Annotated in this window: 25 protein-coding genes; 5 read left to right on the forward strand and 20 right to left on the reverse strand. The window is 41.9% G+C overall.

Features of this window, described 5'->3' with window-relative positions; translation table 11 throughout:
* Nucleotides 1-358 precede the first annotated feature (358 nt).
* From SYN7509_RS31340 to SYN7509_RS31030, 3 genes are read right to left on the reverse strand one after another with little or no spacing between them, the layout of a single operon-like run.
* Nucleotides 359-742, reverse strand: coding sequence for a transposase family protein (locus SYN7509_RS31340; protein WP_255327311.1), 384 nt, complete (start codon nucleotides 740-742; stop codon nucleotides 359-361).
* Complete coding sequence (locus tag SYN7509_RS31345; protein ID WP_009630010.1) at nucleotides 672-1,019, reverse strand: transposase family protein; 348 nt, start codon at nucleotides 1,017-1,019, stop codon at nucleotides 672-674. Before SYN7509_RS31345 ends, SYN7509_RS31340 begins: the two co-directional genes overlap by 71 nt.
* Entirely contained in the window at nucleotides 1,016-1,285 is a 270-nt protein-coding gene (locus SYN7509_RS31030; protein WP_009630011.1) for a helix-turn-helix domain-containing protein, read from the reverse strand. Before SYN7509_RS31030 ends, SYN7509_RS31345 begins: the two co-directional genes overlap by 4 nt.
* A gap of 246 nt (nucleotides 1,286-1,531) precedes the next feature.
* Between SYN7509_RS31030 and SYN7509_RS31755 the strand changes: the two genes are divergently transcribed.
* Entirely contained in the window at nucleotides 1,532-1,825 is a 294-nt protein-coding gene (locus tag SYN7509_RS31755) for a transposase family protein (protein WP_227501560.1), read from the forward strand.
* A gap of 42 nt (nucleotides 1,826-1,867) precedes the next feature.
* Here the strand turns inward: SYN7509_RS31755 and SYN7509_RS0214135 are convergent, their stop codons facing one another.
* A complete protein-coding gene (locus tag SYN7509_RS0214135; RefSeq protein WP_009630012.1) occupies nucleotides 1,868-2,248 on the reverse strand; it encodes a hypothetical protein in 381 nt (126 codons plus the stop codon).
* 194 nt (nucleotides 2,249-2,442) lie between these two features.
* Between SYN7509_RS0214135 and queG the strand changes: the two genes are divergently transcribed.
* A complete protein-coding gene (gene queG / locus SYN7509_RS0214140; RefSeq protein WP_009630013.1) occupies nucleotides 2,443-3,396 on the forward strand; it encodes a tRNA epoxyqueuosine(34) reductase QueG in 954 nt (317 codons plus the stop codon).
* A 17-nt stretch (nucleotides 3,397-3,413) separates the two neighbouring features.
* Nucleotides 3,414-4,064, forward strand: coding sequence for an HAD-IA family hydrolase (locus SYN7509_RS0214145; protein WP_009630014.1), 651 nt, complete (start codon nucleotides 3,414-3,416; stop codon nucleotides 4,062-4,064).
* Between the two features lie 49 nt (nucleotides 4,065-4,113).
* Here SYN7509_RS0214145 and SYN7509_RS0214150 read toward each other — a convergent pair whose 3' ends face one another.
* On the reverse strand, nucleotides 4,114-4,485 hold the full coding sequence (locus tag SYN7509_RS0214150) for a hypothetical protein (protein WP_009630015.1): 372 nt from the start codon (nucleotides 4,483-4,485) through the stop codon (nucleotides 4,114-4,116).
* 204 nt (nucleotides 4,486-4,689) lie between these two features.
* On the opposite strand from SYN7509_RS0214150, the gene SYN7509_RS0214155 reads away from it, so the two are divergent.
* A complete protein-coding gene (locus tag SYN7509_RS0214155; protein WP_009630016.1) occupies nucleotides 4,690-5,220 on the forward strand; it encodes an orange carotenoid protein N-terminal domain-containing protein in 531 nt (176 codons plus the stop codon).
* A 67-nt stretch (nucleotides 5,221-5,287) separates the two neighbouring features.
* Here SYN7509_RS0214155 and SYN7509_RS0214160 read toward each other — a convergent pair whose 3' ends face one another.
* The 3 genes from SYN7509_RS0214160 to SYN7509_RS0214170 all read right to left on the reverse strand — a co-directional run bounded on the left by SYN7509_RS0214160 (nucleotide 5,288) and on the right by SYN7509_RS0214170 (nucleotide 8,924).
* A complete protein-coding gene (locus SYN7509_RS0214160) occupies nucleotides 5,288-6,049 on the reverse strand; it encodes an ABC transporter ATP-binding protein (protein ID WP_009630018.1) in 762 nt (253 codons plus the stop codon).
* 202 nt (nucleotides 6,050-6,251) lie between these two features.
* Complete coding sequence (locus SYN7509_RS0214165; RefSeq protein ID WP_009629907.1) at nucleotides 6,252-7,469, reverse strand: ABC transporter permease; 1,218 nt, start codon at nucleotides 7,467-7,469, stop codon at nucleotides 6,252-6,254.
* The gene (locus tag SYN7509_RS0214170; RefSeq protein ID WP_009629908.1) at nucleotides 7,470-8,924 is read right to left on the reverse strand and encodes an efflux RND transporter periplasmic adaptor subunit; all 1,455 of its coding nucleotides are present in this window, start codon (nucleotides 8,922-8,924) and stop codon (nucleotides 7,470-7,472) included.
* Nucleotides 8,925-9,251: 327 nt separating this feature from the next.
* On the opposite strand from SYN7509_RS0214170, the gene SYN7509_RS0214175 reads away from it, so the two are divergent.
* Nucleotides 9,252-10,202, forward strand: coding sequence for an alpha/beta fold hydrolase (locus tag SYN7509_RS0214175; protein WP_009630376.1), 951 nt, complete (start codon nucleotides 9,252-9,254; stop codon nucleotides 10,200-10,202).
* A gap of 3 nt (nucleotides 10,203-10,205) precedes the next feature.
* On the opposite strand, the gene tyrA is transcribed toward SYN7509_RS0214175, so the two are convergent.
* The 12 genes from tyrA to SYN7509_RS0214245 all read right to left on the reverse strand — a co-directional run bounded on the left by tyrA (nucleotide 10,206) and on the right by SYN7509_RS0214245 (nucleotide 24,985).
* The gene (gene tyrA / locus SYN7509_RS0214180) at nucleotides 10,206-11,294 is read right to left on the reverse strand and encodes a bifunctional chorismate mutase/prephenate dehydrogenase (RefSeq protein WP_009630375.1); all 1,089 of its coding nucleotides are present in this window, start codon (nucleotides 11,292-11,294) and stop codon (nucleotides 10,206-10,208) included.
* A gap of 76 nt (nucleotides 11,295-11,370) precedes the next feature.
* Nucleotides 11,371-12,447, reverse strand: a complete 1,077-nt coding sequence (gene trpD / locus SYN7509_RS0214190; RefSeq protein WP_009630374.1) for an anthranilate phosphoribosyltransferase — start codon at nucleotides 12,445-12,447, stop codon at nucleotides 11,371-11,373.
* Between the two features lie 20 nt (nucleotides 12,448-12,467).
* Nucleotides 12,468-13,712, reverse strand: a complete 1,245-nt coding sequence (trpB, locus tag SYN7509_RS0214195) for a tryptophan synthase subunit beta (RefSeq protein WP_009630373.1) — start codon at nucleotides 13,710-13,712, stop codon at nucleotides 12,468-12,470.
* A gap of 25 nt (nucleotides 13,713-13,737) precedes the next feature.
* On the reverse strand, nucleotides 13,738-14,559 hold the full coding sequence (gene trpA, locus SYN7509_RS0214200; RefSeq protein ID WP_028954316.1) for a tryptophan synthase subunit alpha: 822 nt from the start codon (nucleotides 14,557-14,559) through the stop codon (nucleotides 13,738-13,740).
* Between the two features lie 186 nt (nucleotides 14,560-14,745).
* Complete coding sequence (gene trpC / locus SYN7509_RS0214205) at nucleotides 14,746-15,615, reverse strand: indole-3-glycerol phosphate synthase TrpC (protein WP_084610676.1); 870 nt, start codon at nucleotides 15,613-15,615, stop codon at nucleotides 14,746-14,748.
* 49 nt (nucleotides 15,616-15,664) lie between these two features.
* The gene (locus SYN7509_RS0214210; protein ID WP_009630370.1) at nucleotides 15,665-17,893 is read right to left on the reverse strand and encodes an anthranilate synthase; all 2,229 of its coding nucleotides are present in this window, start codon (nucleotides 17,891-17,893) and stop codon (nucleotides 15,665-15,667) included.
* A 374-nt stretch (nucleotides 17,894-18,267) separates the two neighbouring features.
* Nucleotides 18,268-19,638 (reverse strand): alkaline phosphatase family protein, encoded by a 1,371-nt coding sequence (locus SYN7509_RS0214215; RefSeq protein WP_009630369.1) that lies wholly within the window; start codon nucleotides 19,636-19,638, stop codon nucleotides 18,268-18,270.
* A gap of 108 nt (nucleotides 19,639-19,746) precedes the next feature.
* Nucleotides 19,747-20,985, reverse strand: coding sequence for a metabolite traffic protein EboE (gene eboE / locus SYN7509_RS0214220; RefSeq protein WP_009630368.1), 1,239 nt, complete (start codon nucleotides 20,983-20,985; stop codon nucleotides 19,747-19,749).
* A gap of 350 nt (nucleotides 20,986-21,335) precedes the next feature.
* A complete protein-coding gene (locus SYN7509_RS0214230) occupies nucleotides 21,336-22,529 on the reverse strand; it encodes a 3-dehydroquinate synthase (RefSeq protein WP_009631709.1) in 1,194 nt (397 codons plus the stop codon).
* A gap of 5 nt (nucleotides 22,530-22,534) precedes the next feature.
* Nucleotides 22,535-23,164 (reverse strand): DsbA family oxidoreductase, encoded by a 630-nt coding sequence (locus tag SYN7509_RS0214235; protein ID WP_009631710.1) that lies wholly within the window; start codon nucleotides 23,162-23,164, stop codon nucleotides 22,535-22,537.
* 3 nt (nucleotides 23,165-23,167) lie between these two features.
* Entirely contained in the window at nucleotides 23,168-24,070 is a 903-nt protein-coding gene (eboC, locus tag SYN7509_RS0214240; protein ID WP_009631711.1) for a UbiA-like protein EboC, read from the reverse strand.
* A 9-nt stretch (nucleotides 24,071-24,079) separates the two neighbouring features.
* Entirely contained in the window at nucleotides 24,080-24,985 is a 906-nt protein-coding gene (locus SYN7509_RS0214245; protein WP_009631712.1) for a TatD family hydrolase, read from the reverse strand.
* Nucleotide 24,986: the final 1 nt, after the last annotated feature.

The raw sequence follows: 24,986 nt of genomic DNA on the forward strand, positions 1-24,986 counted from the left end.
TGTCAGCAGTTTTTTATCATACAACTGTAAAATGTGCATTTTTTTGGGCGACTGCACTGGTAATTTATCGAATAAATGACTTTTTGCGCATTCATCCCGATAATGTGGTGGCGATGCAGTCATGTTTTCGGGAGCATTCTTTAGACTGTAAAGTTGTGGGAGAAGTGCAATCAGGTCAAAAACTCGTTCTCACTTCCTCTACAGAATCGATTAGACATCTCCAAAATCTATCAAACAGTTGCTGGCAAAGAGTTTCATCTAGAAATATAAGTTTAAGCAAATACCGAAAATCGACGCTACAATCGAGTCTTGAGATATTTAATGTTAATATCAAGCTAAAAAATAATCGGTTGCCTCCTCAATTATTCTTGTTCCTAACCTCAGAATTAATATTAGGTAATCTTAATCCTCCAATCCTTAATCTTACAATTCTACAAATGGTGAGAATTATTTGTTTGTATTTGTATATATTTAATCTAAATCTTTCTTTGGCTACGCGGAAGATTTGTACTAGACGAATTAAATGTTCCACAAATATTCTTTGATAAGATAGCTTTTTATTCTGGTTTTTTTGTCCAGCCGTTAACTCAAGTCTGGACTTTTTCTTTTGTGGAGTTCTAATGAACGGCTCTCCAATATAAGCCTTGTCTCCTTTAAACTTTTGCTCTCTGTTAAAATTCTTCTGCTGTTGCCATGAACAAATTAATATCACTTTTTGTTCCCGGACTTCCTGGGATAACATCTACTATATCTATTCCCGATGGTAAGACTATAATCGTAGTTTTTAAAGTATGGTTCTTCTTTTTACCTGAGTAATATTTCTTTTGTTCTTCCTGTTCCGATGGTTTCTCTTTTGGCTGCTCCCAGCTATCTACTATTAATTCATACTCTGCAAGAAGTTCCGTAACAATCTCTTTATCACCGGAGTTTTTTACCTGCTTTAATATACTTGAAGGTAATATTTCTCTAAGAATTGGAAACCAATAGTTAAATGTATCATTGGCGCTGGTTTCATTCACTCCAAACTTATACCGAATAGCTGAAAGGTTGTCAGGTGTCTTAGATAAATTAAAGTTAAAATTATTTGCTCTGACACGGAGAGCTTAATCTTTCCTCCTCCTCCTGCTTTTATAACTCTAGGGTTTTCCTGTTCAATTTCTGCTGTCTTTTTGTTATGAAGTTCTTTAGCATTATTTAATAGCTGTTGTAGTTGCTCGTACTTGAGACTTACTAATCTTTGTGATTTTTTGGGTTTTTGCTGACTGTACTCTACTATATTACTCATAGTTTCCTGGCGTTAAAAGCTCATTTAATATCCTTCTATTATAAAATACATATATTTCGGAGATGTCTAAATAGAAAGATAAAAAAACAAAAACAATATTTCAGTGGTAGAAAGAAAAAGCATACTTTAAAAGCCCAAATAATTATCAATCAAAAAAACAGACAAAATTTTATGTGCTGCTTATGGAAAAGGGAAAGAGCATGATTTTAAATTATACAAAAAAGCAAAACAAGCATCAAAAAAGAAATTAAATGTTTAGCAGATAAGGGATATCAAGGTATTCAAAAATACCATCTCTTTAGTCAAATACCTAAAAAGAAGCCGAGCAAAAGTAAGCTGTCTCCTTTAGATAAAAAAGCTAATAGAGAGCTAGCTATTGAACGAGTATTAATTGAAAACGTATTTACACAGTTGAAAAAATTTAGGATTTTACAGGGAAGATATCGGAACAGAAGAAAAAGATTTGAATTGAGATTTAATTTAATAGCTTACCTTTATAATTATGAGCTTACTCTAGGTTTAAATCCTATTCTAACTTAACTTTTGCAAGAGGTTTACTGTTGTAGTTTTGACCAGCATAATTCAATCGGTGACAAATCTGGTCAATAAGGAGGCAAAAAGACAACTCTCGTCTCTAATTTGCTGTTTTAAGTCTTCTAGCTCCTTCGGGGCTGGTTCTTTATCTTGAGAATAGGGGATAATAGGATGGGAGAAAGTAATCGCTCTCGGCTGCCAGTAATGCTCTTTTAGAGTGGATTCCTGAACTTGAGCCGCGTTGGCTGCGATACTTTGACCAATATCTAGCTTTACACCGTCAAATAACAAACGTAGAGGTTTGAGACTATCCGTTGAGGATACATCGCCCGACTTTAATATTGCCTTCGCTTGGGTAGTAGCAGTACAATCTGCTGAAAATGATCCTCGTTTGGTAAGTTGACACCCGCCCACTTTGCCAAAACCCATATAGCTTGCTGAACAATTATTAAGGCTATATTATCAGCGTCAGCTTGAGAATTTTTCATTTATGTAAAAAATATTTGTTGATAAAACTCTTTTCTAAAATCAGGGTAGCGCCTCTAAACCAAAAATCTCGTCACTAAAATCTGTCAACGCCAACACACACGGTTGTAGATTTAAACCAAATTTAAGTTCCCCTTATGATTTCCATACCTCAAGCTCCTAGCAATCAGCAAATCAAGCTTAAAGCCTTAGAAATTGGATTCCATAAAGTAGGAATTGCCAAGGTAGAGAATACGGATTTAGAAGTTTCGCACTTGCAAGAATGGCTAAACAAAGGTTATCAGGCAGAGATGGCGTGGATGAATAACCTCAAACGCCAAGATATTCGCGCCCTTATGCCTGAAGTTAAAAGTATTATTTGTGTAGCGTTAAACTATTACACCCCTCATCAACGCCCAAATAGTCCTGAATATGCCAAAATTTCCCGCTATGCTTGGGGACGAGACTATCATAAGGTGATGGATAAAAAGCTCAAAGCTTTAAATAACTGGCTGCAAACTTATCCCGATGTGCGATCGCGTTATGCTTGTGATACCGCCCCAATTCAAGATAAAGTGTGGGCGAAAAAAGCTGGGATTGGCTGGATTGCTAAAAATGGCAATGTTATAGCAAGAGAATACGGATCTTGGTTGTTTTTGGGTGAAATTCTCACAAATCTAGACTTAACGCCCGATATCCCTCATACTGAACACTGTGGTAGTTGTACTCGTTGCCTTGATGCTTGTCCGACAGGAGCTTTCGCCCAGCCTTTTGTAGTTGATGCCAATCGATGCATTGCTTATCATACGATTGAAAACCGCGCAGAAAAGTTACCCGAAGCAATTTCTGCTAATCTTCAAGGTTGGGTTGCTGGTTGCGATATCTGCCAAGATGTTTGTCCTTGGAATCAGCGTTTTGCTAAAGAAACTGATATAGTCGAGTTTCAACCTTACCCAGAAAATATTGCGCCGAAGTTAACCGATTTAGCAGAAATTTCTAATGATGAATGGAATAGACGGTTTACAGCTTCCGCATTGCGACGGATTAAACCCCAAATGTTGCGACGAAATGCCAAAGCAAATTTATCAACAGCCACTCAAACAAACGATTAACACCTTTTTTAACCACCATGAATCCAAAAGTAATTATTTTTGATTTTGATGGTACTATTGCTGACTCTTTAGAAGTGCTAGTAAACATTAGTAATCGTTTGGCTGTGCAATTTGGTTATAAACAAACTAGCATTGACGAACTTGCTCAAATTCAAAACTTAACTTCTAGAGAAATTATTAAGCAGTCTGGTATTTCTATTTTTAAAGTTCCCTTTTTAGTTAAAAAAGTTAAAGCTGAGTTGAGTTCAGAAGTTAAAAGTTTAAGCTTATTTCCGGGAATGAAAGAAGCTTTAATTGAACTACATGGATTAGGCAATAAGCTAGTAATTATTAGTTCTAATTCTAAGCCTAATATTGTGGCATTTTTAGAACACAATAATTTAGCAGAAATATTTTATTATATTTATTCTGGCTCTACTATTTTTGGGAAAGACAAGGTAATTAATAGATTCATTAGGCAAGAAAATATTGATGTCGATGATGTGATTTATGTAGGAGATGAGACTAGAGATATAGAGTCGGCTAAAAAAAGTAAAGTAATTGCGATCGCCGTTAGTTGGGGTTTTAATACTAAAGAGGTATTGGCAAAACAACAACCAGATTTTTTAATAGAGCAACCGTCTGAATTAATAGATATTCTGAAAAAGCAAGAAGTTACGGCTGGGTAATAATTGCGCTTAGTTTTTACGATCCATAGCGCAATTATTCACTAAAAGCTTACTTACCAGGTTGACCTTTTTCTAAAGCTTTTTGGATCAGATCGTCATCAACATTACCTGCCGCACCAGTGGAAGTGCCAACATCTTTTGCCATAGCCATGTAATCGCTAGGATCGCCGGTGGACAATGATTCTGTTGTGGTGTCAGAGGGAGTTGTAGTTGCAAATTGATTAGCAGTAGCTTTATCCGCAGCTTCTGCGCCTTCGTTAGTGCGATCGATATCGCTAACACTGAATTGTTGAGCAGCGGCGTAATCTGCATCAACGTCAACTTTAGGCATTTTTTCTTTACCTTCAGTCATACTTTCGGCAGCTAATTGAGCATCTTGAGTTGTAGCTTGGGTAGCATCGGGTTTTATTTCGTTGGTCATAGTAACAACTCCGAGAATGATTTTTGTGAGTGAAATTATCTTACAAAGCGATCGCCTCTGCCCATAACCCTACTAAGATAGATTTTTTGATGCTGGATAAAGTAATCGCCTAACTAATAAAATCTCTCTCTTGGAGGGGGAATTAAAGCATTAATCTCTGCTAATTCTAAGCTTAAGTAATTGAATGTAAAGTAGGAATAAATTATGGCTTCAAGTCATGCAGCAAATCAGCCTCAAGCACTTACGGGCGAAACTCAAGACGCGGTTAAAGCCTTTGAAAGCTTGGATACCGATCCTAAACTAGCTGTGTTTTATTATATTTATGAAAAGATGGGAGATTCAATTACTCCGGCTGCTCCGGCGGCAACAGAGCCAGAATTAGCGCCTAGATTGTTGGGTGATTATTACAATTTATCAAAAGATGAGCAATTGGCAATTATGCGGCAAATTGTCAATAGTGAAGACACAGAATATTCGCGGGCTTATGGAGCTTTGAAAGAGAATAATCAATTAATGGTTTGGTATGCTTGGGCGCAAGCGATGGGGGATTCCGTAGTAGGGATGCCCCAAAATCATGAGAAAACCCAAACTCTTAGTGGCGTATTGTCGCAGATAGAAGCATTGAACTTTGACGATCAAATTTCGGTCTTGCGAACCGTTGCCGGAAACATGGGTTGTAGCGATGTGCAGCCAATTGAAACTCAGGCGCAGACAGGGAAAACTTCGAGTTTTTAGGGAATTAGAAATTGGGAATTGGTCAATTGGAAATTGAAATTATTACCAGTTACCAATAACCCATTTACTAGGAAGCCGCAACTTGGGCAATATCTGCGGGGGTAAGGTGGGAGTGGACAACTTGTCCATCGCGAAACCAAACTATGCGCCGAGTTTGACGTGCTACATCGGATTCGTGAGTAACCATAACAATAGTGATTCCGGTAGCATTGAGTTCAGTGAAAATGTCCATTACTTCAGTAGTAGTGCGGGAATCGAGAGCGCCTGTAGGTTCATCAGCAAGGAGGAGGACAGGACGATTAACGATCGCTCTTGCGATAGCAACACGTTGTTGTTGACCGCCAGACAATTGATTGGGGCGATTATTGAGGCGATTATCTAAGCCCACACGTTGGAGAGCAACAGTTGCGCGATCGCGTCTTTCTTTACCATTAATGCCTGCATAAACCATAGGTAGCATGACATTTTCTAGGGCGCTAAGTTGGGATAAAAGGTGAAATTGTTGGAAAACGAAGCCAATTTTAAGATTGCGAATACTTGCCAAATCGCCGTCATCTAAAGCAGCGACATCGACAGTATCGAGGTAGTAATGACCGCTTGTCGGGCGATCGAGACAGCCAATCACATTCATAGCTGTAGACTTTCCCGAACCCGAAGCGCCCATAATCGCGCAATATTCGCCAGCTTCCACAACCAAATTGACATCCGCCAGCGCTCTTACTTCCGTTTCGCCAGCACCATAAATTTTAGAAATATTTTCGAGGCGAATAATCGTCGTCGAGGCAGAAGTAATTGGTGGTATTTGAGCTATAAATTTGTTGTCTAACATTAGTTTAAATAATTTTATTTACGACGGATTTTACTGATTCCCAATAGCCCTCACCTGAATACTGCTAGGACGCACAGGACTTGCCTCCTCACAGATATGACATTGTTTGCAGGGGGTTTGGGGGAGGCAACTCGTCCCCCAATGGGGGGTTTGGGGGGCAGACCCCCCAAGTCTTGGTTTTTCTTAGCAAAAGATATCAACTTCAAGCACTACGCAAAGCCACAATCGGGTCAAGTTGAGCCGCACGTCGAGCGGGAATAACGCCAAAAAATAAGCCAATCCCACCAGAAACCCCCACAGCTAAAGAAATTGCTACTGGAGAAATCCCCGCTTGCAAAGGAGTTAGCGCCCCAACCAACAAAATACCGCCAACACCCAAGCCCGTACCAAGTAAGCCCCCGGCGGCGGAGAGAATCACAGCTTCAATCATAAACTGCACCAAAATATCTTGTTGAGTAGCACCAATAGCTTTACGCAGTCCAATTTCTTGAGTGCGTTCAGTCACCGAAACTAGCATAATATTCATAATGCCGATACCACCGACAAACAGAGAAATAGAAGCGATCGCACCGAGCATAATAGTTAAAGCGCCAGTAACTTTACCCACCGTTTCTAGAGCATCTTTTTGGGAACGAATTGTAAAATCATCTTCCCCATTTAGCTTGTGGCGCAGCCTTAGTAAATTGCGTAGTTGAAACTCCGCCGCTTCCACGCTTTCGGTATTTTTGGCAGAAGCCACCAGATAAGTTAAGGGAATACCGTAGGGAGAAGTGCGCCCCACAATGCGATTTGCCATCGTGGTAATGGGGACAAAAGCTGCATCATCGTAATCTGTGCCAAAGCCCGATCCTTTAGACTCTAATACACCCACTATTTGATAGGTAGCATTTTTGAGGCGTATTTGCTGACCAATGGGGGAAGAAGTAGCAAATAGTCTAGCGGCTAAGTCTGAACCTAACACAGCTACTTGATTGCTGCGGTTGATGTCTATTTGGGTAAGAAATCGCCCTAACCGAGTTTCAAAATCGCGCACGGTGAGAAAGCTGGGGGTAGTGCCAATTACATTAACATCAGTGTTTTTGTTTCGGTAGGTAACTATAGCTCTACTATTGACTTCGGGGGCGACTCCTACCACTGTTGGGACTTGATCGGCGATCGCTTCTGCGTCAGCTAGTACCAAAGTTTTCGGCAAATCGAAAGTAATGCGCTGAGTTTCACGATTTCCAGGAATCACAAATAAAACATTTGGACCCAACGATTCTAATTCCCCAGCAATGTACTTTTGCGCCCCTTCACCAATGCCAATCATGGCAATTACTGAAGCGTTACCGATAATAATGCCTAGCATTGTTAGACTACTACGCAATTTGTTGGCGAGGAGAGTAGTCACCGCCATTTTGACGCTTTCTACAGGATTCATTTATTCGTTACTCTCTAGTTTGTAATTGGGGGGAGGAGAAAGAAAAATGCGATCGCCCGTTTTGACTCCCGATACAATTTGAGTTTTATCTTGAATTGCCGAACCAATTTCAATCGGGCGAAACTGAGCTTGGTTTTTCTCACCGGGAATTAGTACCCCAGTTTGTCCTTGCTTATCGGTAACAATGGCGGCGGTAGGAACTACCAAAGCATCTTTTACGGCGGCTCCCACAATAGTTAAATCGACATTCATGCCCGATTTTAATTGTTCTTGACCTGTCGTTAAGGCAATTCTGACTTGAAAGGAAGTTACATTTTGCTCTACTACCGCCTCTGGGGAAATTAGCCGTACTTGTCCTTTAAATATTTGATTTGAGTAAGCATCGGCGACAATTTCTACCATTCTGCCTTGCTTAACTTGTCCGATATCGACTTCGGGAACTTGGGCGAGAACTTCTAAGCCGCGAGATACGGCAACAATTGAGCTAGAAGTTGCTGAAGCTGTATTAGAGGCGGAAGTTGTGGGGGTAACAAACGCGCCCACGGTGGCGTATTTTTGGGTAATTATCCCAGAAAAAGGAGCGCGAATAATCGTGTCATCTAGCTGCACTTGGACGGCTTTAAGTTCGCTTTGGGCGGCGGCTACTGATGCCTCAAGTTGATCTATTTGTTCGGGGCGCGAACCATTTTGAAGTTGTTGCAATGCTTGCTCTTGTTCGGCTACGAAAGCTTGCCTTTGATCGATTTCTTCGGTGCGGCTACCGCTTTTTAGGTCTACAAGCCGTCTTTGAGCTTCAAGTAAGTTTGCTTTGGCGCTGCTGTCGTCGGCAATTACTTCCTCTAGAGCGTCTTGGGAAATCGCTCCCGAATTGGCTAAGTTTCTGTTGCGTTGCACTCGGCTAGAAGTCAGGTTTACTCGCGCTCTAGCGGCTTCTACTTGAGCTTGTGCCTGGGCTATTTCTTCAGGACGATTCCCTGCACGAGCTTGGTTTAGTTGCGCCCGCGCCCCGTTTAGACGCGCTCTAGATTGGGCAATTTCTTCGCTTCGAGTCCCGGCGCGAGCTTCGGCTAGTTGGGCTTGTACTTGGGCTAGACCCGCGCGGGCTTTGCTTAGTTGCGCTTGCAAGTTAGAGTCGTCCATCCGGGCGATAATTTGCCCTTGCTCTACGGTGTCTCCTTGCTCTACAAGTAGTTGTGCCAAAACGCCGGAGTTTTTGGGGCTGAGGTTGACGCTTTGGACTGGTACTACTTTGCCACTGGCGCTAATGCGAAGGGTGACATCGGCGGCGGCTACGGGGACGGTTAAGGCGGCTATATCTAGTTTGGGCGAGGCTTGCCTGTTTAGCGTCCAGTAGGTCAGTCCGCTTACTAAAATACCAGCGCTTAATAGCCCAATTAACCACCGGGACGGATGTTTGACTTTGCCAATTAAAGGAATTTGAATCGGGGTGGTCATGCAATAACTCACTTAAAAATGAGCAAGCAGTAGCGATTGCTGACTCCTCAAGGGCTTTTTAGGAAAAACCAGGACTTGGGGGGTCTGCCCCCCAAACCCCCCATTGGGGGACGGTTGCGTCCCCCAAACCCCCTCCAAAAGGGTCTTGTTTGTGGAGAGTTGAGGAGGGCTTGAGGTATTCGTATTGTTGCTTTGTATCTTTATTTTAACAAGTTGTACAGCCCTATGTGCTTTCTAGGCGCGATCGCACGAGAACGGTGATAACTATTTTTCTTTTAATAAATTGTGGTAGTTACAATAAAAAAAAGAACGTAGTAATGTGGTTGAATGACTATTTCTGAGCATTGGCAACAAAGGGTTGGTTTTCAACGCGATTGGATCTGGCGTGGCTGGCAAACTCGTTATACTTATGTGCGATCGCTTCAAAAAACAAGTACACCACTAATTTTGTTGCACGGGTTTGGCACTTCTATCGGTCATTGGCGCAATAATTTAACGGTTTTGGGTGAGTCTCATACCGTCTATGCTCTCGATATGCTGGGTTTTGGCGCTTCGGAAAAACCCACGATTAATTACAATGTCGAGCTTTGGGTTGAGCAAGTTTACGACTTTTGGCGGACTTTTATTAATACTCCAGTAGTATTAGTTGGTAATTCTACGGGTTCATTGGTAACTTTGGCGATCGCTCAAGCTTACCCGGAAATGGTTGCAGGTATCGCTATGTTGAGTTTGCCCGATTTGTCTGTGCGTGAGGAGGCTGTACCCAAATTTCTGCGCCCAATTGTTTCTACTCTTGAAAGTTTGGTGGCTTCAAAGCTGTTGTTTAAAACCGTTTTTCGCGTTGTCAATAGACCGGGAATTGTCAAAAAGTGGGCGGCTATGGCTTATTCTAATCCGGCAGTAGTGACCGATGAATTAGTTGATATTTTACTCGCTCCAGCCCAAGATCGAGGTAGTGCTAATGCTTTTGCAGGAATTTTAAAAGCAATGGTTGGCGCGGGGTTTGCTCCTAGAGTAAAAAATGTGTTGCCCAACTTAAAAGTACCGATATTATTAATTTGGGGTCAGCAAGACCGGATGGTTCCTCATAGTTTTGCGCGTCAGTTTGCAGATTACAATCCTCAATACGCCCAGCTAGTTAGTCTGGAAAATGTCGGGCATTGTCCCCATGATGAATGTCCTGATACTGTTAATCAAGCACTTTTAGACTGGATTACTGGTTTTAGTGATAAAAATGATCTTGGCGCATTGGTGCAAAGTGTACCTCAAGGAAATTAAATATTAGGCGATATTAGCTCTTTGGGTTTCGGCGACTTTTGCCGCAAGTAAAAGGCTGAGGCTGTCGATAATGTGGTTGCTTTCGGCTATAGCTTGATTTGCTCCTTGGGCAAAAGTGCCAGCAGTAGCTTCAAATTCACGCTTTAAGCCTGCCCCGTCTTTGTTTTCTACTAATTGCGCTAGACGAGTATAAGTTTCTACTAATCTCGAAATCGCTTGACGGCGTTCCTCGGCAGTGAGCATGATATCTACATACAAAGCCGGATCTTGAGCAAATAAGCGGCTAACTATATCAATTTCTAAGCGGTATAGCGGACTAGAAAAGTCTAGACTGCGATTAATATCAATGCCTTCTTCCGCTAAAAATACGCCTAAGCTAAAGGTTGTAAAATGACGGATTGCCTGAATTGCTACCATCATGCGATCGTGTTCTTCGGGCGTACAGGCGATTAGTTTACCGCCACTATTTTCAATTAAGTCTAGTAGCCATTTAAAGACTTGCTCTTGCCGACCTGGACAAACTATAACGTTTTGCGATAAAAATGATTGGACTCCTGGCCCAAACATTGGATGCAGGCTTAAAACTGGCCCAAGATGTTGCTTGAGTAATTCTTGAACTATGGGGGTTTTGACGCTGGTAATGTCTGCTAAAGCTGTATCTGCTTTGAGGTAAGGGGCGGCTTGTTGAATTACGCTGATGGTGTATTCGATGGGAACGCAAACTAATACTAATTCGGCTAATCCTAATAGTTGTGGGGCTTTGTCCCAGTTATCATGTTCGAGGATGCTAATGTTATGTCCAGCATTGGCTAGTTGTTGGCTAAAAAAACGTCCTAGTTTGCCATTACCACCAATTATCGTAACTTTTCGGGGTTTAGCTGGGAGAGAAGCAGTAGAGGAAGCGATCGCCGCCGCGCAGCTAATTGTAATACTTTTCCAGACAAATTCTGGTACTCCAGCTTGGTCTAAAAGTTTGGTTGTATCGCCCGATTCTGCTTGTAACGATAGGTTTGAGTTATTTAAAATCGCAATTCTTTTACTAAGTAAGTTAATTATTTCTCGATCAATTTCTTTGAGAATCAAAGGCATCATGATTAAATTGCGAGGCTATGGTGAATTAGCAGAAAAAGGGGAAATTAATCCCCTAATTTTCGATCTCTTTGAGCAATTAGTGCATAAACTTAACTAATTGCTCTAGTTTTGACCAGGCTGCACCACTGCGGAGAATATCACGCGCGATCGCAATTCCCTTGACATAATCCTCAGAAGTAATTGCTTTTCCTACACACAGTGCTAAGGCGGTGTTTAAAGCAACTACATTTTGTTGCGCTTCTGTGCCTTTCCCTTGTAATACGTCTTTGAGAATTTGAGCATTTTCGCTTACATTTCCCCCTCTAATCTCGGCGGTGGCGGCTTTTTGCAAACCGAGTTCTTCAACGTCTAACGTCATTAAGCGCACTTTATTGTTCTCTAGTATCGCTAAATCGTTAATGTCTGCTAACCCAGCTTCGTCTAGCTTTTCTCTACCGTGAACAACGATCGCTCTTTCTATCCCTAGCTGCGATAATGCAATAGCGATCGTTTCCACTAAATTAGGATCACAAACTCCAATAATTTGCCCCGTAGGTTGCATGGGATTAACTAATGGCCCTAGTAAGTTAAACACTGTACGCACTTTTAAGGTTTTGCGTAACCCTGCTACACTCTTTAACGCTGGATGCCACCCCGGTGCAAATAAAAATGTAATCCCTACTTCCTCTACGGCGGCGGTTACTTTCTCCTGTTCGGAATTAAGGTTTATTCCCAGGGCTTCTAATACGTCAGCAGAACCTGTTTTACTAGAAGCAGAGCGATTGCCGTGTTTGGCAACTCTCACCCCGGCGGCGGCGGCTACAAAGGCAACGGCGGTTGAAATATTGAAAGTAGATGCTCCATCTCCTCCCGTCCCGCAGGTGTCAATCAACGGTGTGGAATTGGGGATGTTTTTGGCAATGGCTGATTGAGCGTGTAAAACTTGCGCCATCCCTACCAATTCGGCGGCGGTTACTCCTTTAGTTTGGATGGCGGCGAGAATTGCTCCCGATAGTACGGGTGGGATTGCCTCGGTTAACCAACCTTGCATCAAATCCGCCGCCGTCGGAATGCTGAGACTTTGTCCTGCTAGTAATTGTTGCAGTAACAAAGACCATTCAATTTCGCTCGGTACAATTACATTGTCAACGGTTGCTTGGGTTACAGCTATCATGGCGCTTTTTTATTATTTAGTTAACCGTCTTTGTGTAAAGCTTTTGCTACTGTCTGTACGTCTTTGTCCCCGCGTCCGGAACAGTTAATCACAATTTTGGGGCTACCTGTTAGCTGAGGACAAAGAGTGTCTAAATAGGCGATCGCATGAGCGGTTTCTAAAGCAGGAATAATCCCTTCTCGTTGCGATAGTAATTGCAATGCGTCTAATGCCTGCTGGTCGGTAACGCTGTAGTATTCTACCCGTCCTAGTTCTTTGAGGTAACTATGCTCTGGGCCCACTCCGGGATAGTCTAACCCGGCGCTAATAGAGTGTGCCTCTATTACTTGTCCCTCATTGTCTTGCAACAAATAACTCATTGCCCCGTGCAGTACGCCAACTCGTCCTTTTGTCAAGGTGGCGGCGTGTTTATCTGTGTCTACACCTTCTCCGGCGGCTTCAACGCCAATCATTCTAACGCTGGAATCGCTGACAAATTCATGAAATAGTCCCATTGCATTAGAACCACCACCTACACAAGCAAGTAAAATGTCTGGCAATCCGCCCCATTTTTCCTCAGCTTGCCAACGAGTTTCTTGTCCAATTACAGCATGAAAATCGCGTACTATCATCGGGTAAGGGTGAGGGCCAGCTACCGAACCTAAAATATAGTGAGTATTTTCGACGTTTGTTACCCAGTCTCGGATTGCTTCGGAAGTCGCATCTTTAAGCGTTCCAGTCCCCGCAGTTACGGGGCGAACTTCTGCGCCCATTAGTCGCATCCGAAAAACGTTAAGGCTTTGACGTTCCATGTCTTGAACGCCCATATAAATTACGCACTCAAAACCAAACCGAGCGCATACGGTGGCTGTAGCAACTCCGTGTTGTCCCGCTCCAGTTTCGGCGATAATCCGCTTTTTACCCATGCGTTTTGCTAATAATACTTGCGCTAAAGCATTATTAATTTTGTGTGCGCCTGTATGGTTTAAGTCTTCGCGCTTGAGGTAAATTAACGGGTTGCTGTTTGGGCTGGCATAGTGGGCGGTAAGGCGTTCGGCAAAATATAAAGGTGTTGGGCGACCTACATAATCTTTGAGCAAACCTTGCAATTCTTCTTGAAAGCCTGATTCGTTGCAATACTTATCAAAAGCTGCTTCTAGCTCCTCCAAAGCAGGCATTAAGGTTTCTGGAACGTACTTCCCACCAAATTTACCAAACCTACCTAAAGCATCGGGTCTTTTGGGGTCGGAGGCTGTTACATTGTAAATTTCTTGAATGCTGACCATTAGTTAAAATCCTCTATATTTTTACTTAAAGTGATGCAACAGGTTGTTTTACGGGCGCGATCGCACTTTTTAATTCTTGACACAGTTTTTCTACGGCTTGCAATCCCTCTGTTGGCGTTCCGGTTTCTAACGCTCTAACAAAAGCACTACCAACAATTACCGCGTCTGCGCCCCATTCCATTACTTGCTTTGCTTGTTCGGGTTTAGAAATACCAAAACCAACGCCAATTGGCTTATCTGTAACTTCGCGCATTTCCACCAATAAATCTTTGACTCGGCTTTGGATTTGACTTCGCATTCCCGTTACTCCAGTAACACTAACTAAATAAATAAAGCCTTGAGATTTAGCTGAGATTGCTTTAATTCTAGTTTCCGAACTTGTCGGCGCAACTAACAAAATTACTTCAATTCCCACTTTAGCCGCAGCTTCTAATAACTCGTCTGCTTCTTCTAAAGGTAAATCTGGTACTACTAAACCTTTAACCCCCACTTTAGCGATTTGCTCTAAAAATGGTTTAATTCCCCGGTTCAAAATTGGGTTGTAGTAAGTAAATAAAATAATTGGCGCTTGAATTTCGGGGCTAACTTTGGCAACTATTTCTAGTACCTGTTCTAATTTTGTACCTTTGTGCAGAGCGCGAGTGGCGGCGGCTTGAATTACTGGGCCATCGGCTAAAGGGTCGGAATAGGGAACACCTAATTCAATTAAGTCTGCACCGTTACGATCTAGCACCTTTAAAGCTGCGGCGGTGGTTTCTAAATCTGGATCTCCTGCTGTAATAAAGGGAATTAAAGCGCATTGTTTAGCTTGGCGTAAAGTTTTGAGGCGTTGGGAAATAGCATTCATGGTCATAATTTACCTAAAAAGTAAGAAGTAATTAGAAATTACAAGACTTACGAACCTTCCTTTTCACAAACTTGATTGCTCAGAGACAAGACCCTTTTGCAGGGGGTTTGGGGGAGGCAACTCGTCCCCCAATGGGGGGTTTGGGGGGCAGACCCCCCAAGTCCTGGTTTTTCTTAAATAAATTTGTTAGCTTGTTTTATTGTCCAACAAACTCCGCACCGCTTGTTCAACATCGGGTTGTTTGATCAAAGATTCACCTACTAATACACTCCGAACCCCAGCAGAGGCGACAAAAGCCAAATCTGCGGACGAATACAAACCAGATTCACTAACAACAGTTAGACCTAAGCTTGTCAAAGGCTGGGATCTTTCTTGCATTAGCTGGCTAGTTGTTGCCAAATCAACGTTAAAGGTTTCCAAGTTTCGGTTGTTTATTCCCATTAAACGCAAATCAGCAAGCTTTAAAACGCGATCGCATTCGGCTAGTGTATGCACTTCTACTAAGGCATTCATCCCCAATGAATGAATTAAGTACAAAAATTCTTGCAGCTTTTGGTCGCTTAAAATAGCTGCAATCAAAAGCACCGCATCCGCGCCCGCTACTCGCGCTTTATAAATTTGATATGGGTGGATAACAAATTCTTTGCACAATAGCGGGACTGCTACAGTAGGGCGGATGTTTTGCAGATTTTCAAAGCTACCTTGAAAAAATTTGCTATCAGTAAGCACCGATAAACAAGCTGCGCCGCCACGCACATAACCTGTGGCAATTTCTACCGGATCGAAGTCTTGGCGAATTATGCCTTTACTTGGAGATGCTTTTTTTACTTCCGCAATTAAGCTGGGGTAGTTGGGACTATTTTGTAAAGCATGGAGAAAGTCGCGCACCGGAGGGGCAGCTTTTAACTGACGTTGCAAATCTCCGAGCGTCAACTGCTGGCGCATTTGGGCTATTTCTTGCTCTTTGTGTTGAACAATTTGGGCGAGAATCTGGCGTGGATTTATCTGCGTCGCAGTCACTTCATAACTCCTGTGGGATTGGCGAATAAAGGAAATAAACGGTGTGTTTTAAGAAGAATTTTTTAATTGGGCAGGGGCGCATATTCTAGGAATTGGAAAACACTATACCGTTTAATACTTGGTGTTGTGGAGGTCTGTCTTTGGCGTAAGTGCAAACAATATTGGCAATAATTGCTAATCCAACTTCTCCAGCTAGACTCATAATTGATTCTGGATGAAACTGTACCGCCGCAATGGGTAAGGTTTGGTGTTCAATGCCCATAATTACGTCGTCATGGGAGATTGCGGTTACTTTTAGTTCTGGGGGAAGTTTTTGCGGTAAAGCAAATAAAGAGTGGTATCTACCTACTTCAAAAGATTCTGGTAAACCTTGAAATGTCCCAGAGTCTGGATCTGTGACTATAATCCGCGATGATTTGCCATGTTGAGGATAATCTAAAACTCCCAATTCACCGCCGAAAGCTTCCACAATTCCTTGCAAACCCAAACAAACCCCAAAAATTGGCAATTGCCGACGAACGCAAGCTTTTACAGTATCTGGTACGCCAAAATCATCAGGTCTACCAGGACCCGGAGATAAGACAACTAAATCGGGATCTTCGTCGTCCAAAACTGACTCAGCAAAACCATGACGTAAGGTAGTTACTGTTGCCCCAGTTTGACGCAGGTAATTAGCTAAGGTGTGAACAAACGAGTCTTCGTAGTCAATTAATAAAACACGCTTGGTTTTTCCCTGAACCCCAGGATCGCTAATACTTACATATTCATTGTTAGGTAAGCTGCTGTTGGGGATAATCTTGGCGCGGCTAATTGTCTCAAATAAGGCGGCGGCTTTGGTTCTGGTTTCTTGTTCCTCTGCTTCGGCTATAGAATCATAAAGCACCGTAGCCCCGGCTCTAACTTCCGCGATGGAGTCTTTTAGTCTAATTGTGCGCAAAATTAAACCTGTATTCAAGTCGCCATTAAATGTCAAACAGCCTACCGCCCCACCGTACCACCGCCGGACGCTATGCTCGTGCTGTTCTAAAAATTGCATTGCTGCTCGTTTTGGTGCGCCGGTAACCGTCACTGCCCAAGTGTGGGTCAAAAAAGCATCTAAAGCATCAAATTCCGGTCTTAGTAAGCCTTCTACGTGGTCTACCGTGTGAATTAAGTGGCTATATAGTTCAATTTGTCGTCGTCCAATTACTCGTACTGAACCTGGTTCGCAAATTCTTGATTTGTCGTTGCGGTCTACATCCGTACACATGGTTAATTCGGCTGCGTCTTTGCCAGAGTTGAGTAAGATCAAAATTTGATCGGCATCATCGATCGCATTTTGTCCCCGGCTAATTGTGCCGCTAATCGGGCAAGTTTCAATTCTTTTTCCTTCTACTCTGACAAACATTTCTGGCGATGCGCCAATTAAATACTCTCCCCCCAAGTTAAATATAAAACCGTAAGGGCTAGGATTGATTTGCTGTAATGTTTGAAATAACTTACTGGGTGCTTCTTCACAAGCGGCGTAGAAGTTTTGACTAGGGACAACTTCAAACAAATCGCCTCGGCGAAAGTATTCTAAGGCTGTATGCACTTTGCTTGCATATTCGCCGGGTGCGTGATCGACGTTGCGCTCTACGATCGCGCGACTTCCTCTATAATCAATTGCTTCCCCTAATCTTGGCAACCCTGTTGTATTTCCGTACTGGGTTTCAAATTCGTACTGCAATAGATAAGCACTTTGCAAGTAGTAATCAACTATTACTAATTCATCGGGCAAATACAGAACTAAATCGCGCTGATCTTCTGGTCTAGTTTGGGTTTTGGGTACAGACTCAAATTGATAAACTAAGTCGTAACCAAACGCGCCGTATAGCCCCAAATGTTCGTCTTCGTGACTATAAAAAGCATGGAGAATTTCGCGGACAATGCTAAAAGCAGATGGTTGTCTGCTACGTTCTTCTTCAGCAAATAAGCGATCGCTTTGTACAATTGAACCTGCAATACAATTTGCGTCTACAGTAATAGTTTCAAGTTGGGACTTTTTGGTTAATTTCTCCGCTAAAAAAGCAATTAGAATTTTACCGCGTTTGTTTAGAGCTTTAATTGTAAAATTGCGATCACACGTACTTAATTCCAAGGGTGGGTTTACAAATCCCATCGCCCATCTTTTGTATCTTCCTGGATATTCGTAACTACTACCTAATAAGCCTCCTCTTTGAGAGTTGAGACTCCATAAAATATCTTCTAAAGCTGTCTCTAGCGCTACTTCAGTAGCTTTGCGCGATACATTAATGCCGCTTTTGGTTGTATAGCAGTGGGAGTCAAACATCATAGAAATTTTCTCACAGATTTACTGCTTAAAGGTATTGGCAATTACTTTTTTATAAAAATGCTGACAAAAAACGCAATTTACATAAATATTTTGTTCGTAATTATAATTTAATGACGATAACTAATTTGTTTTGCAGTCTTTTTGCAAGAGATCGGCTATAAAGTAGTTGCTCTCTTTGCCAGAATAATTGTTATCAATAAAGATTAACAATGAATTTTCTTTTGATTGACTTGCCAATTACTTTGATATTGAAAATTTAATCCTCTATCAAAGAATACAAAAAATAAAAACTGATTTTACATCTTTCTTTAGAGATATCTTAGTAAGAATAAATTAGTTTATAAGCTAGAAAAAATGCGATCGCACTTAATTATTTATTCGGTAAGATGCCGGATAAGTAACTTACATACATCGGTGGCAGCAATAGTATTTACATCTAACAAATTAGACTTTTGAGTAATAAATATTGGCTGATCTTGAGGGGAAACATTAATAGCACCATGAGAACCACGTACTAAATTAGCATCCATTGGTATAACATCCATTAAGTAGCGAAAACCTAGCTTTTTTTGTAATAGTTTTAAACCAACTTTAAGTTGAGGAACTTTGATTTGTGGATCGATAAATAATTCCACCGGATCGTAGCCTGGTTTGCGGTGAATATCGACAGTAGAGGCAAAATCAGGAGCGCAAGCGTCATCTAACCAATAATAATAAGTAAACCAACTATTTGAAGATGCGATCGCTACCAATTCTCCAGAACGAAAATGATTGAGATGATAAGCTGTTTTTTCATCTTCTAGAACCTGCGCCACACCGGGGGTTGATTCTAAGATATCGCGGACTTTGGGTATATAACTAGGGTCATTTACATAGATATGGGCAACTTGATGATCGGCAACCGCAAAAGCCGAACTAGCACCAGGATCGAGCAATTCGCGCCCTAATTCTTCTCTTACTGCTAATAAACCATTTTCTCGCAACACGCGATTTAGGTGGACTGGTTGCGAAACATCGGTAATACCATATTCTGATAGTACAATTACTTGAGCATTTCGAGCTTCATAGTAAGCAATCAAATCGCCACAAATAGCGTCAATTTCTTGCAAATCTTGGTGAATTAAGCTGTTTTTAGTGCCAAGACGCTGCAATACGTAATCTAAGTGAGGTAAATAAACTAAAGTTAGCGTCGGATTGTAACGTTCTTCCGTCCACTTAGCACTATCTGCAATCCACTGACTAGAAGTTATGTTTGTATTGGGTCCCCAGAAGTTAAATAAGGGAAATTGACCTAAATCATTGGTAATATGCGATCGCATTTCCCCAGGTTGGGTATAAATATCGGGAATTTTGCGACCATCGGCGGGATATAAAGGGCGCGGTGTAATAGCGTAATCTACCGAGGAGTACATATTGTACCACCAGAACAAATTAGCACAGGTAAAAGACGAATCGAGCGATCGGGCCATATCCCAAATTTTCGGCGCTTGGACTAATTTATTTGATTGTTTCCAAAATTTCACTTCGCATTCATCGCGGAAGTACCACCCATTCCCAACAATGCCATGTTCGTCAGGTAATTTGCCAGTTAAATAAGTTGCTTGTGCTGTACAAGTAACTGCTGGGAGTACGGGTTTAATATTGGCTAGTTGTCCATTTTTTGCCCAACGGGATAAATGAGGGGTGTGTTCTCCAAGTAAGCTAGGGGTTAAGCCAACGACATTTAAAACAACTGTTTTTTGCATAGTTTTTATGGGAGTTAATTTAAAAAATTGCGGTTTGTAGGGGCGCAATGTATTGCGCCCCTACGCTTTTTGGGGGGAAAACATGGAATAATCTTGTTTAGAAAATCCTTAGGAGATCGCAGCAGGTTGTGGTTGAATCGCCAAGCCTTTTTGTAATACCCACTCATACTCTCTTTGGATAGATGCGAGTATATCGATTTTCATTTCTGGTGGTAAAACATCCCAAGTATAGGTTTCAATTTCTAGATGCTGACAAACAGGATTTGCTTGGAGTAATTGCAAAACTGCCACAATATCATCTTGGGTAGATTGCAAAAGTTGATAATCGTGGATAAAAATAGGTACGTGAAAATGCGATCGCCATTCTTGAGCTTTTGAATTTTTTAGATGTGGTAAAGCTGTAACTAAATCGGGGTAATGATGCAATGAACCATCTGAGTAACGTTCGATAACTTGATGCAAGTAAGTAGATTCAGCAAAAGGACACAAACGTGCTAGTAAAACCTCTCTATTTGTAGGTAAAGCAACTTTTATTGCTGCACTTAGCTGAATTTTACCGATTTTGATGTCAGAGTCCTGAAAACGAGCAAAAACCGTAGCCGGGTTTTCGTATTCCACTGCAAAATGACAAGTATCGTAGCAAATACGAATATGTTCGAGTAATTGCGTCTTGGCTAATTTGGGAGAGATACCCAAAGATTTAGATAGAATTGCGCCGCTAACTGGGAGTAACCAGTTAGTAAAAAAATCAATTACTTCTGTTGTATTTTCGAGCAATCCATCGGGTTCAGGTTCTATATCTAGATGTATGAGTTTCCCGGTTTGCTGGCGAATTGTGATTAATTCAGCAGTGAGGGAAGCAAGATTAAGACAACTAGAATTGAAAATGTGACTTTCGGCAATGCGATCGCCTTTCCACCAGGGTTTGTAAGATATAGGTAAAGTAGAAATCCCCCCTTCCATACCTTGAGGTAATAAAGCGGAGAGAATTTTAGCTAAATTGATTGTGTAATCTAAACGTTCTTGTGTAGACCAATCCGGCGAATAAACGGCATCTTTGACAACTTGGTGATGAAATCCGCCATAAGGAAAGCCATTGAGAGTAAATACATACAAGTCTTGATTTGTTAACCAAGACTGAAATTGAGTTAAATTATCTTTTTCTAATAGTTCTTTTGCAGCAATGTTTGCTAAACGCAGTCCAATCCCAAAAGAGTTTTCTGGAGATAAGCGCGACTTTAGAACAGGGATATAATGCTTTAAATTGGCAAAAACTTCATTCCAACCTTCGCCAGGATGAATATTAGTGCAGTAAGTTAGATGGATATTGTCTTTACCGATTTGCATAATTTTTGTTTTCGATCGTAAAAAAGTCGATATAAAAGGCGGAAATTTTCTAAACCCTCACCTAACTACTGCTAGGACGCACAGAGATCGAACATTTACAGATAAGACATTAATTTTCTAAACCCTCACCTAACTACTAGCTAGGACGCACAGAGATCAAACATTTACAGATATGACATTAATTTTCTAAACCCTCACCTAACTACTAGCTAGGACGCACAGAGATCGAACACTTACAGATATGACATTGTTTGCAGGGGGTTTGGGGGAGGCAACTCGTCCCCCAATGGGGGGTTTGGGGGGCAGACCCCCCAATATTTGGTTTTATATTGAAAATTTAGAAAAGCATTTTAAAGCGCCAACAGTTCCCTAATAGCGTCCAAATAAATAGAGACATCAACCTCATGCACCTCGACCCCTTGACCGATTCCTTCTAAAAGCATCAAAGTCAATTCGCCCCCTAAATGCTCTCTAAACTCCATCAACCCGCCAAGTAAACACCGAGAAGTAGGAGGAGAATTTAGTTGTTCAGCAAGTTCTGGAACAGATAAAGTAAACCCAATAGCCACAAGCGTATTAATAATTTGTTGCCATTCGGTTCGAGATAGCAGCCCAGACAAGTAAGAATAAGTGCTATCAAGGGCAATACCAATTGCTACCGCTTCCCCATGCCGCAAGCGAAAATCAGTTAATTGTTCTAACTTATGCGCCGCCCAGTGACCAAAATCGAGAGGACGAGAAGAACCCATTTCAAAAGCATCGCCGCTAGTAGCAATATGTTCTAAATGTAACTGAGCGCAACGATAAATCAATTGCTGCATAACTTCCATGTCTCGCTGCGCTAACTGTTTGGCATTAGACACAATAAAATCAAAAAAGTCAGCATCTTTAATTAAAGCTACCTTAATTGCTTCAGCAATGCCCGATCGCCAATCGCGATCGCTCAACGTAGTCAAAAAGTTAAAATCATTGAAAACTGCGTAAGGTGCGGCAAAACTGCCTAAAAAGTTCTTCTTTCCAAAAGCATTAATTCCATTTTTTACCCCCACACTCGAATCATTTTGCGCCAATGCAGTTGTAGGAATGCGAATAAGCCTAACACCCCGATGAGCGGTAGCGGCGGCGTAACCTACCATATCTAACACTGCGCCACCACCAATTGCTAAAACGTAGGAATGACGACACAACCCAACATTGTTGATAACTTCGTGAATCTGCGTTAATAACTGGGGGTCATTTTTGGCTGATTCTCCTCCAGGAACTACCATTGGTTCGGTAGCTAAAGTTAGTACCTCGCCGTAAAAATTGATGTAGTCAGTGATTTGAGCAAGTATCTGGGGATGATGCTCCATTAAACCAGAATCTACAACTGCGATCGCTCTAGTGGTTTCCCCACCCTCAGCAACAATCGTTTGCGCTAGTAATGGATTTCCTACTTGAAATAGTCCATTTGTAAACAGAACATCATAACGAAAACTAACCGGGACGCATTGCTCAATTGGTTTTAAATTGTAAGAGATTTTTGATTTAGTATTAGTCGCCATAGTTATTAAATAGCGGAAAATTCCGGTTGCATTGCTTGGATAAATACTTCTACCGATTGCGAACCACTGATGCTAACTTTGTTGTTGATGACAAAAAATGGCACGCTGCTGATACCTCGATTTCTTGCGGCTTCTGCTGCTGTCATTACTTCAGCTAATGCCGCATCGCCGCTTAATTGCTGCTTTAGCTTGCTTTCGTCAAAGCCAAAATCTTTACCTATACGCGCTAAAACGTTAACATCGCCAATATTTAGCCCATCTTCAAAGTAAGCTTTATAAACGGCTTCAACAATGACGTTTTTATGGGTTTTTGGTGTCAGCGCAATTAGCTGATGAGAAAGCGTTGTATTGACAGCCAAAAGAACTTTGTCAAAATCTAGCTTGACTCCAGCTTTTGCCCCCGATTGGGTTGCATAGTTAAATAGCTGCGTCAATTGATTTGCACCTATACCTTTTCGCAGCTTCATAAAGGAGCGAAACCCTACACCTTGAGCCGGAATTGTGTCATCTAAAAGAAAAGGATGCCAACGTATATCTATTGTCTCGTGTTCTATAAGCGCGATCGCATCAAACAGTTGTTTTTTGCCAATCCGACACCAAGGACAAGCCGTATCGTGAAAAATGTCAATTAACATGATTTAAGTTACAGCAAAGACTTTTGCTAAAGCTATAGAACCAAAAGACAAACCCAGCACTAGCAAGCCGTAGACAAAGCCAGCAAAACCCGCCGCCATACTCGCATCTAAAATAATTAGCGACAAAACCCCAGCTTTTACAGCTTTACGGATAATATCGGCACTGGGATTGTAAGTAGCAGCAATAAAAGGCGGAAATACTCGCACTGTTAATAAAGCTAAAAATGGTAAAACTGCCAAAATAAAGTAGTTTGGCAACAATCCTAAAGCCAAAACTCCACAAAGCGCGATCGCCAGTAATAATAAAGCTAGTTTCCCTGTGCTACTTTTACCGCCATGTACTTCGCCGCGACTAATGGCTGTAACTGCGGCAATATAAAAAATAGGAATGAGTGCTAAAAACCATAGTTCCCCAACCATTGCAGGGGTTGCACTCACACCCAAGAGTAAATTGCCACCACGACAAAGACCCATATTTATAGGACTTGCGATCGCATTGTGTTTGTTCCAGGCATCATAAATTAATGCCCCCATTGCCACAAATGCCGCAATTACCGCGCTAATTAACGAAACTTGCGCCGCCGCCACTATACCTATAGTTAAAAGTACAACTCCTAATATAGTTGCCCCAAAAACCGAAGCTTTACCCGTAGGAATTGGTCTTTCGGGGCGCTCTATTGCGTCTAACTGGGCATCAAAAACATCATTAAACACCACTCCGCCGCCATAAAGTCCCGTTGTAGCCAGGATTAGCCAAGCTAGAGGAGTATCTATTGCTGCGCCGGAAGCTGCAAAACCTGTAAGAATATCCGCCCAAGCTGTAACAATATTTGCCGGACGCATTAGTTGCAAATACGCCCAAATACGAGTATTTAAGCGGTAATTAGGCTTTAATACAGTAGTCATTTAGTACCTCTACTCAATTAAGGCGTAATTACTCGCCGTTTCTACTACTGGCTCTTGTCCGCGCAGGACGGAGTTATCATTAAAAGATTGACGTTGATCTATTGGTTGCGGGTTTAACCAGTCCGATTCTTTCATTTGTCCGCTTTGACTGTAAGCTGTTAAAGCATTTTTGTAACAAACAGTATTGACATAGTCGGCAGAAATATCCCGATCTAACATTAACTGCGCTGTTTTTGGCACTGCTAAGGGGTCGCTAATGCCCCAATCGGCGCTGCTATCAACAATAATGCGATCGCATCCATACTGACGTACAACTTCCACCATCCGCGCATTACCCATCTTTGTATGCGGGTAAATTGTAAAAGCTGCCCAAAAACCCCGATCTAAAACTTCTTTGACCGTTTCCTCATTATTGTGGTCAATAATTACTTTAGTTGGATCTACCCCATGCTCTATGCAGACATCCATACTCCGGCTTGTCCCAGCTTTTTTATTGCGGTGGGGAGTGTGAATTAACACCACCATATCTAACTCTTTGGCAAGTTCTAATTGCGCTCGAAAACATTTATCTTCAGCTTGGGTCATGTCATCGTAGCCAATCTCACCAATGGCAACTACACCCTCTTTACAAGCAAATAAAGGCAATAATTCCAATACCTGCGCCGCCAAGGCTTCATTATTTGCTTCTTTGGGATTTAAGCCCATAGTGCAGTAATGTTGAATCCCAAATTGGTTAGAACGAAACCGCTCCCAGCCTACCAAGCTACTAAAATAATCTTGAAACGATCCGGCATTAGTGCGGGGTTGTCCTAGCCAAAAAGCCGGCTCAATTACTGCCACAATGCCTGATTCGCGCATAATCAGATAATCGTAAGTTGTCCGCGCGGTCATGTGGATATGAGGATCTATAAACATA

The sequence above is a fragment of the Synechocystis sp. PCC 7509 genome (assembly GCF_000332075.2).
Taxonomy (GTDB): Bacteria; Cyanobacteriota; Cyanobacteriia; order Cyanobacteriales; family Chroococcidiopsidaceae; genus Aliterella.

Excerpts from the sequence above, each read along its gene's own strand:
- SYN7509_RS31030 (WP_009630011.1), bottom strand. The coding sequence starts at position 1,285 with ATGAGTAATATAGTAGAGTACAGTCAGCAAAAACCCAAAAAATCACAA.
- tyrA (WP_009630375.1), bottom strand. The coding sequence starts at position 11,294 with ATGATGCCTTTGATTCTCAAAGAAATTGATCGAGAAATAATTAACTTA.
- SYN7509_RS0214145 (WP_009630014.1), top strand. The coding sequence starts at position 3,414 with ATGAATCCAAAAGTAATTATTTTTGATTTTGATGGTACTATTGCTGAC.
- eboE (WP_009630368.1), bottom strand. The coding sequence starts at position 20,985 with ATGCAAATCGGTAAAGACAATATCCATCTAACTTACTGCACTAATATT.
- SYN7509_RS31340 (WP_255327311.1), bottom strand. The coding sequence starts at position 742 with ATGTTATCCCAGGAAGTCCGGGAACAAAAAGTGATATTAATTTGTTCA.
- queG (WP_009630013.1), top strand. The coding sequence starts at position 2,443 with ATGATTTCCATACCTCAAGCTCCTAGCAATCAGCAAATCAAGCTTAAA.
- SYN7509_RS0214245 (WP_009631712.1), bottom strand. The coding sequence starts at position 24,985 with ATGTTTATAGATCCTCATATCCACATGACCGCGCGGACAACTTACGAT.
- SYN7509_RS0214215 (WP_009630369.1), bottom strand. The coding sequence starts at position 19,638 with ATGCAAAAAACAGTTGTTTTAAATGTCGTTGGCTTAACCCCTAGCTTA.
- eboC (WP_009631711.1), bottom strand. The coding sequence starts at position 24,070 with ATGACTACTGTATTAAAGCCTAATTACCGCTTAAATACTCGTATTTGG.
- trpD (WP_009630374.1), bottom strand. The coding sequence starts at position 12,447 with ATGATAGCTGTAACCCAAGCAACCGTTGACAATGTAATTGTACCGAGC.
- trpB (WP_009630373.1), bottom strand. The coding sequence starts at position 13,712 with ATGGTCAGCATTCAAGAAATTTACAATGTAACAGCCTCCGACCCCAAA.
- SYN7509_RS0214210 (WP_009630370.1), bottom strand. The coding sequence starts at position 17,893 with ATGATGTTTGACTCCCACTGCTATACAACCAAAAGCGGCATTAATGTA.
- SYN7509_RS0214160 (WP_009630018.1), bottom strand. The coding sequence starts at position 6,049 with ATGTTAGACAACAAATTTATAGCTCAAATACCACCAATTACTTCTGCC.
- SYN7509_RS0214150 (WP_009630015.1), bottom strand. The coding sequence starts at position 4,485 with ATGACCAACGAAATAAAACCCGATGCTACCCAAGCTACAACTCAAGAT.
- SYN7509_RS0214230 (WP_009631709.1), bottom strand. The coding sequence starts at position 22,529 with ATGGCGACTAATACTAAATCAAAAATCTCTTACAATTTAAAACCAATT.
- SYN7509_RS0214175 (WP_009630376.1), top strand. The coding sequence starts at position 9,252 with ATGACTATTTCTGAGCATTGGCAACAAAGGGTTGGTTTTCAACGCGAT.
- SYN7509_RS0214135 (WP_009630012.1), bottom strand. The coding sequence starts at position 2,248 with ATGGGTTTTGGCAAAGTGGGCGGGTGTCAACTTACCAAACGAGGATCA.
- SYN7509_RS0214155 (WP_009630016.1), top strand. The coding sequence starts at position 4,690 with ATGGCTTCAAGTCATGCAGCAAATCAGCCTCAAGCACTTACGGGCGAA.
- SYN7509_RS0214165 (WP_009629907.1), bottom strand. The coding sequence starts at position 7,469 with ATGAATCCTGTAGAAAGCGTCAAAATGGCGGTGACTACTCTCCTCGCC.
- trpA (WP_028954316.1), bottom strand. The coding sequence starts at position 14,559 with ATGAATGCTATTTCCCAACGCCTCAAAACTTTACGCCAAGCTAAACAA.
- SYN7509_RS0214235 (WP_009631710.1), bottom strand. The coding sequence starts at position 23,164 with ATGTTAATTGACATTTTTCACGATACGGCTTGTCCTTGGTGTCGGATT.
- SYN7509_RS0214170 (WP_009629908.1), bottom strand. The coding sequence starts at position 8,924 with ATGACCACCCCGATTCAAATTCCTTTAATTGGCAAAGTCAAACATCCG.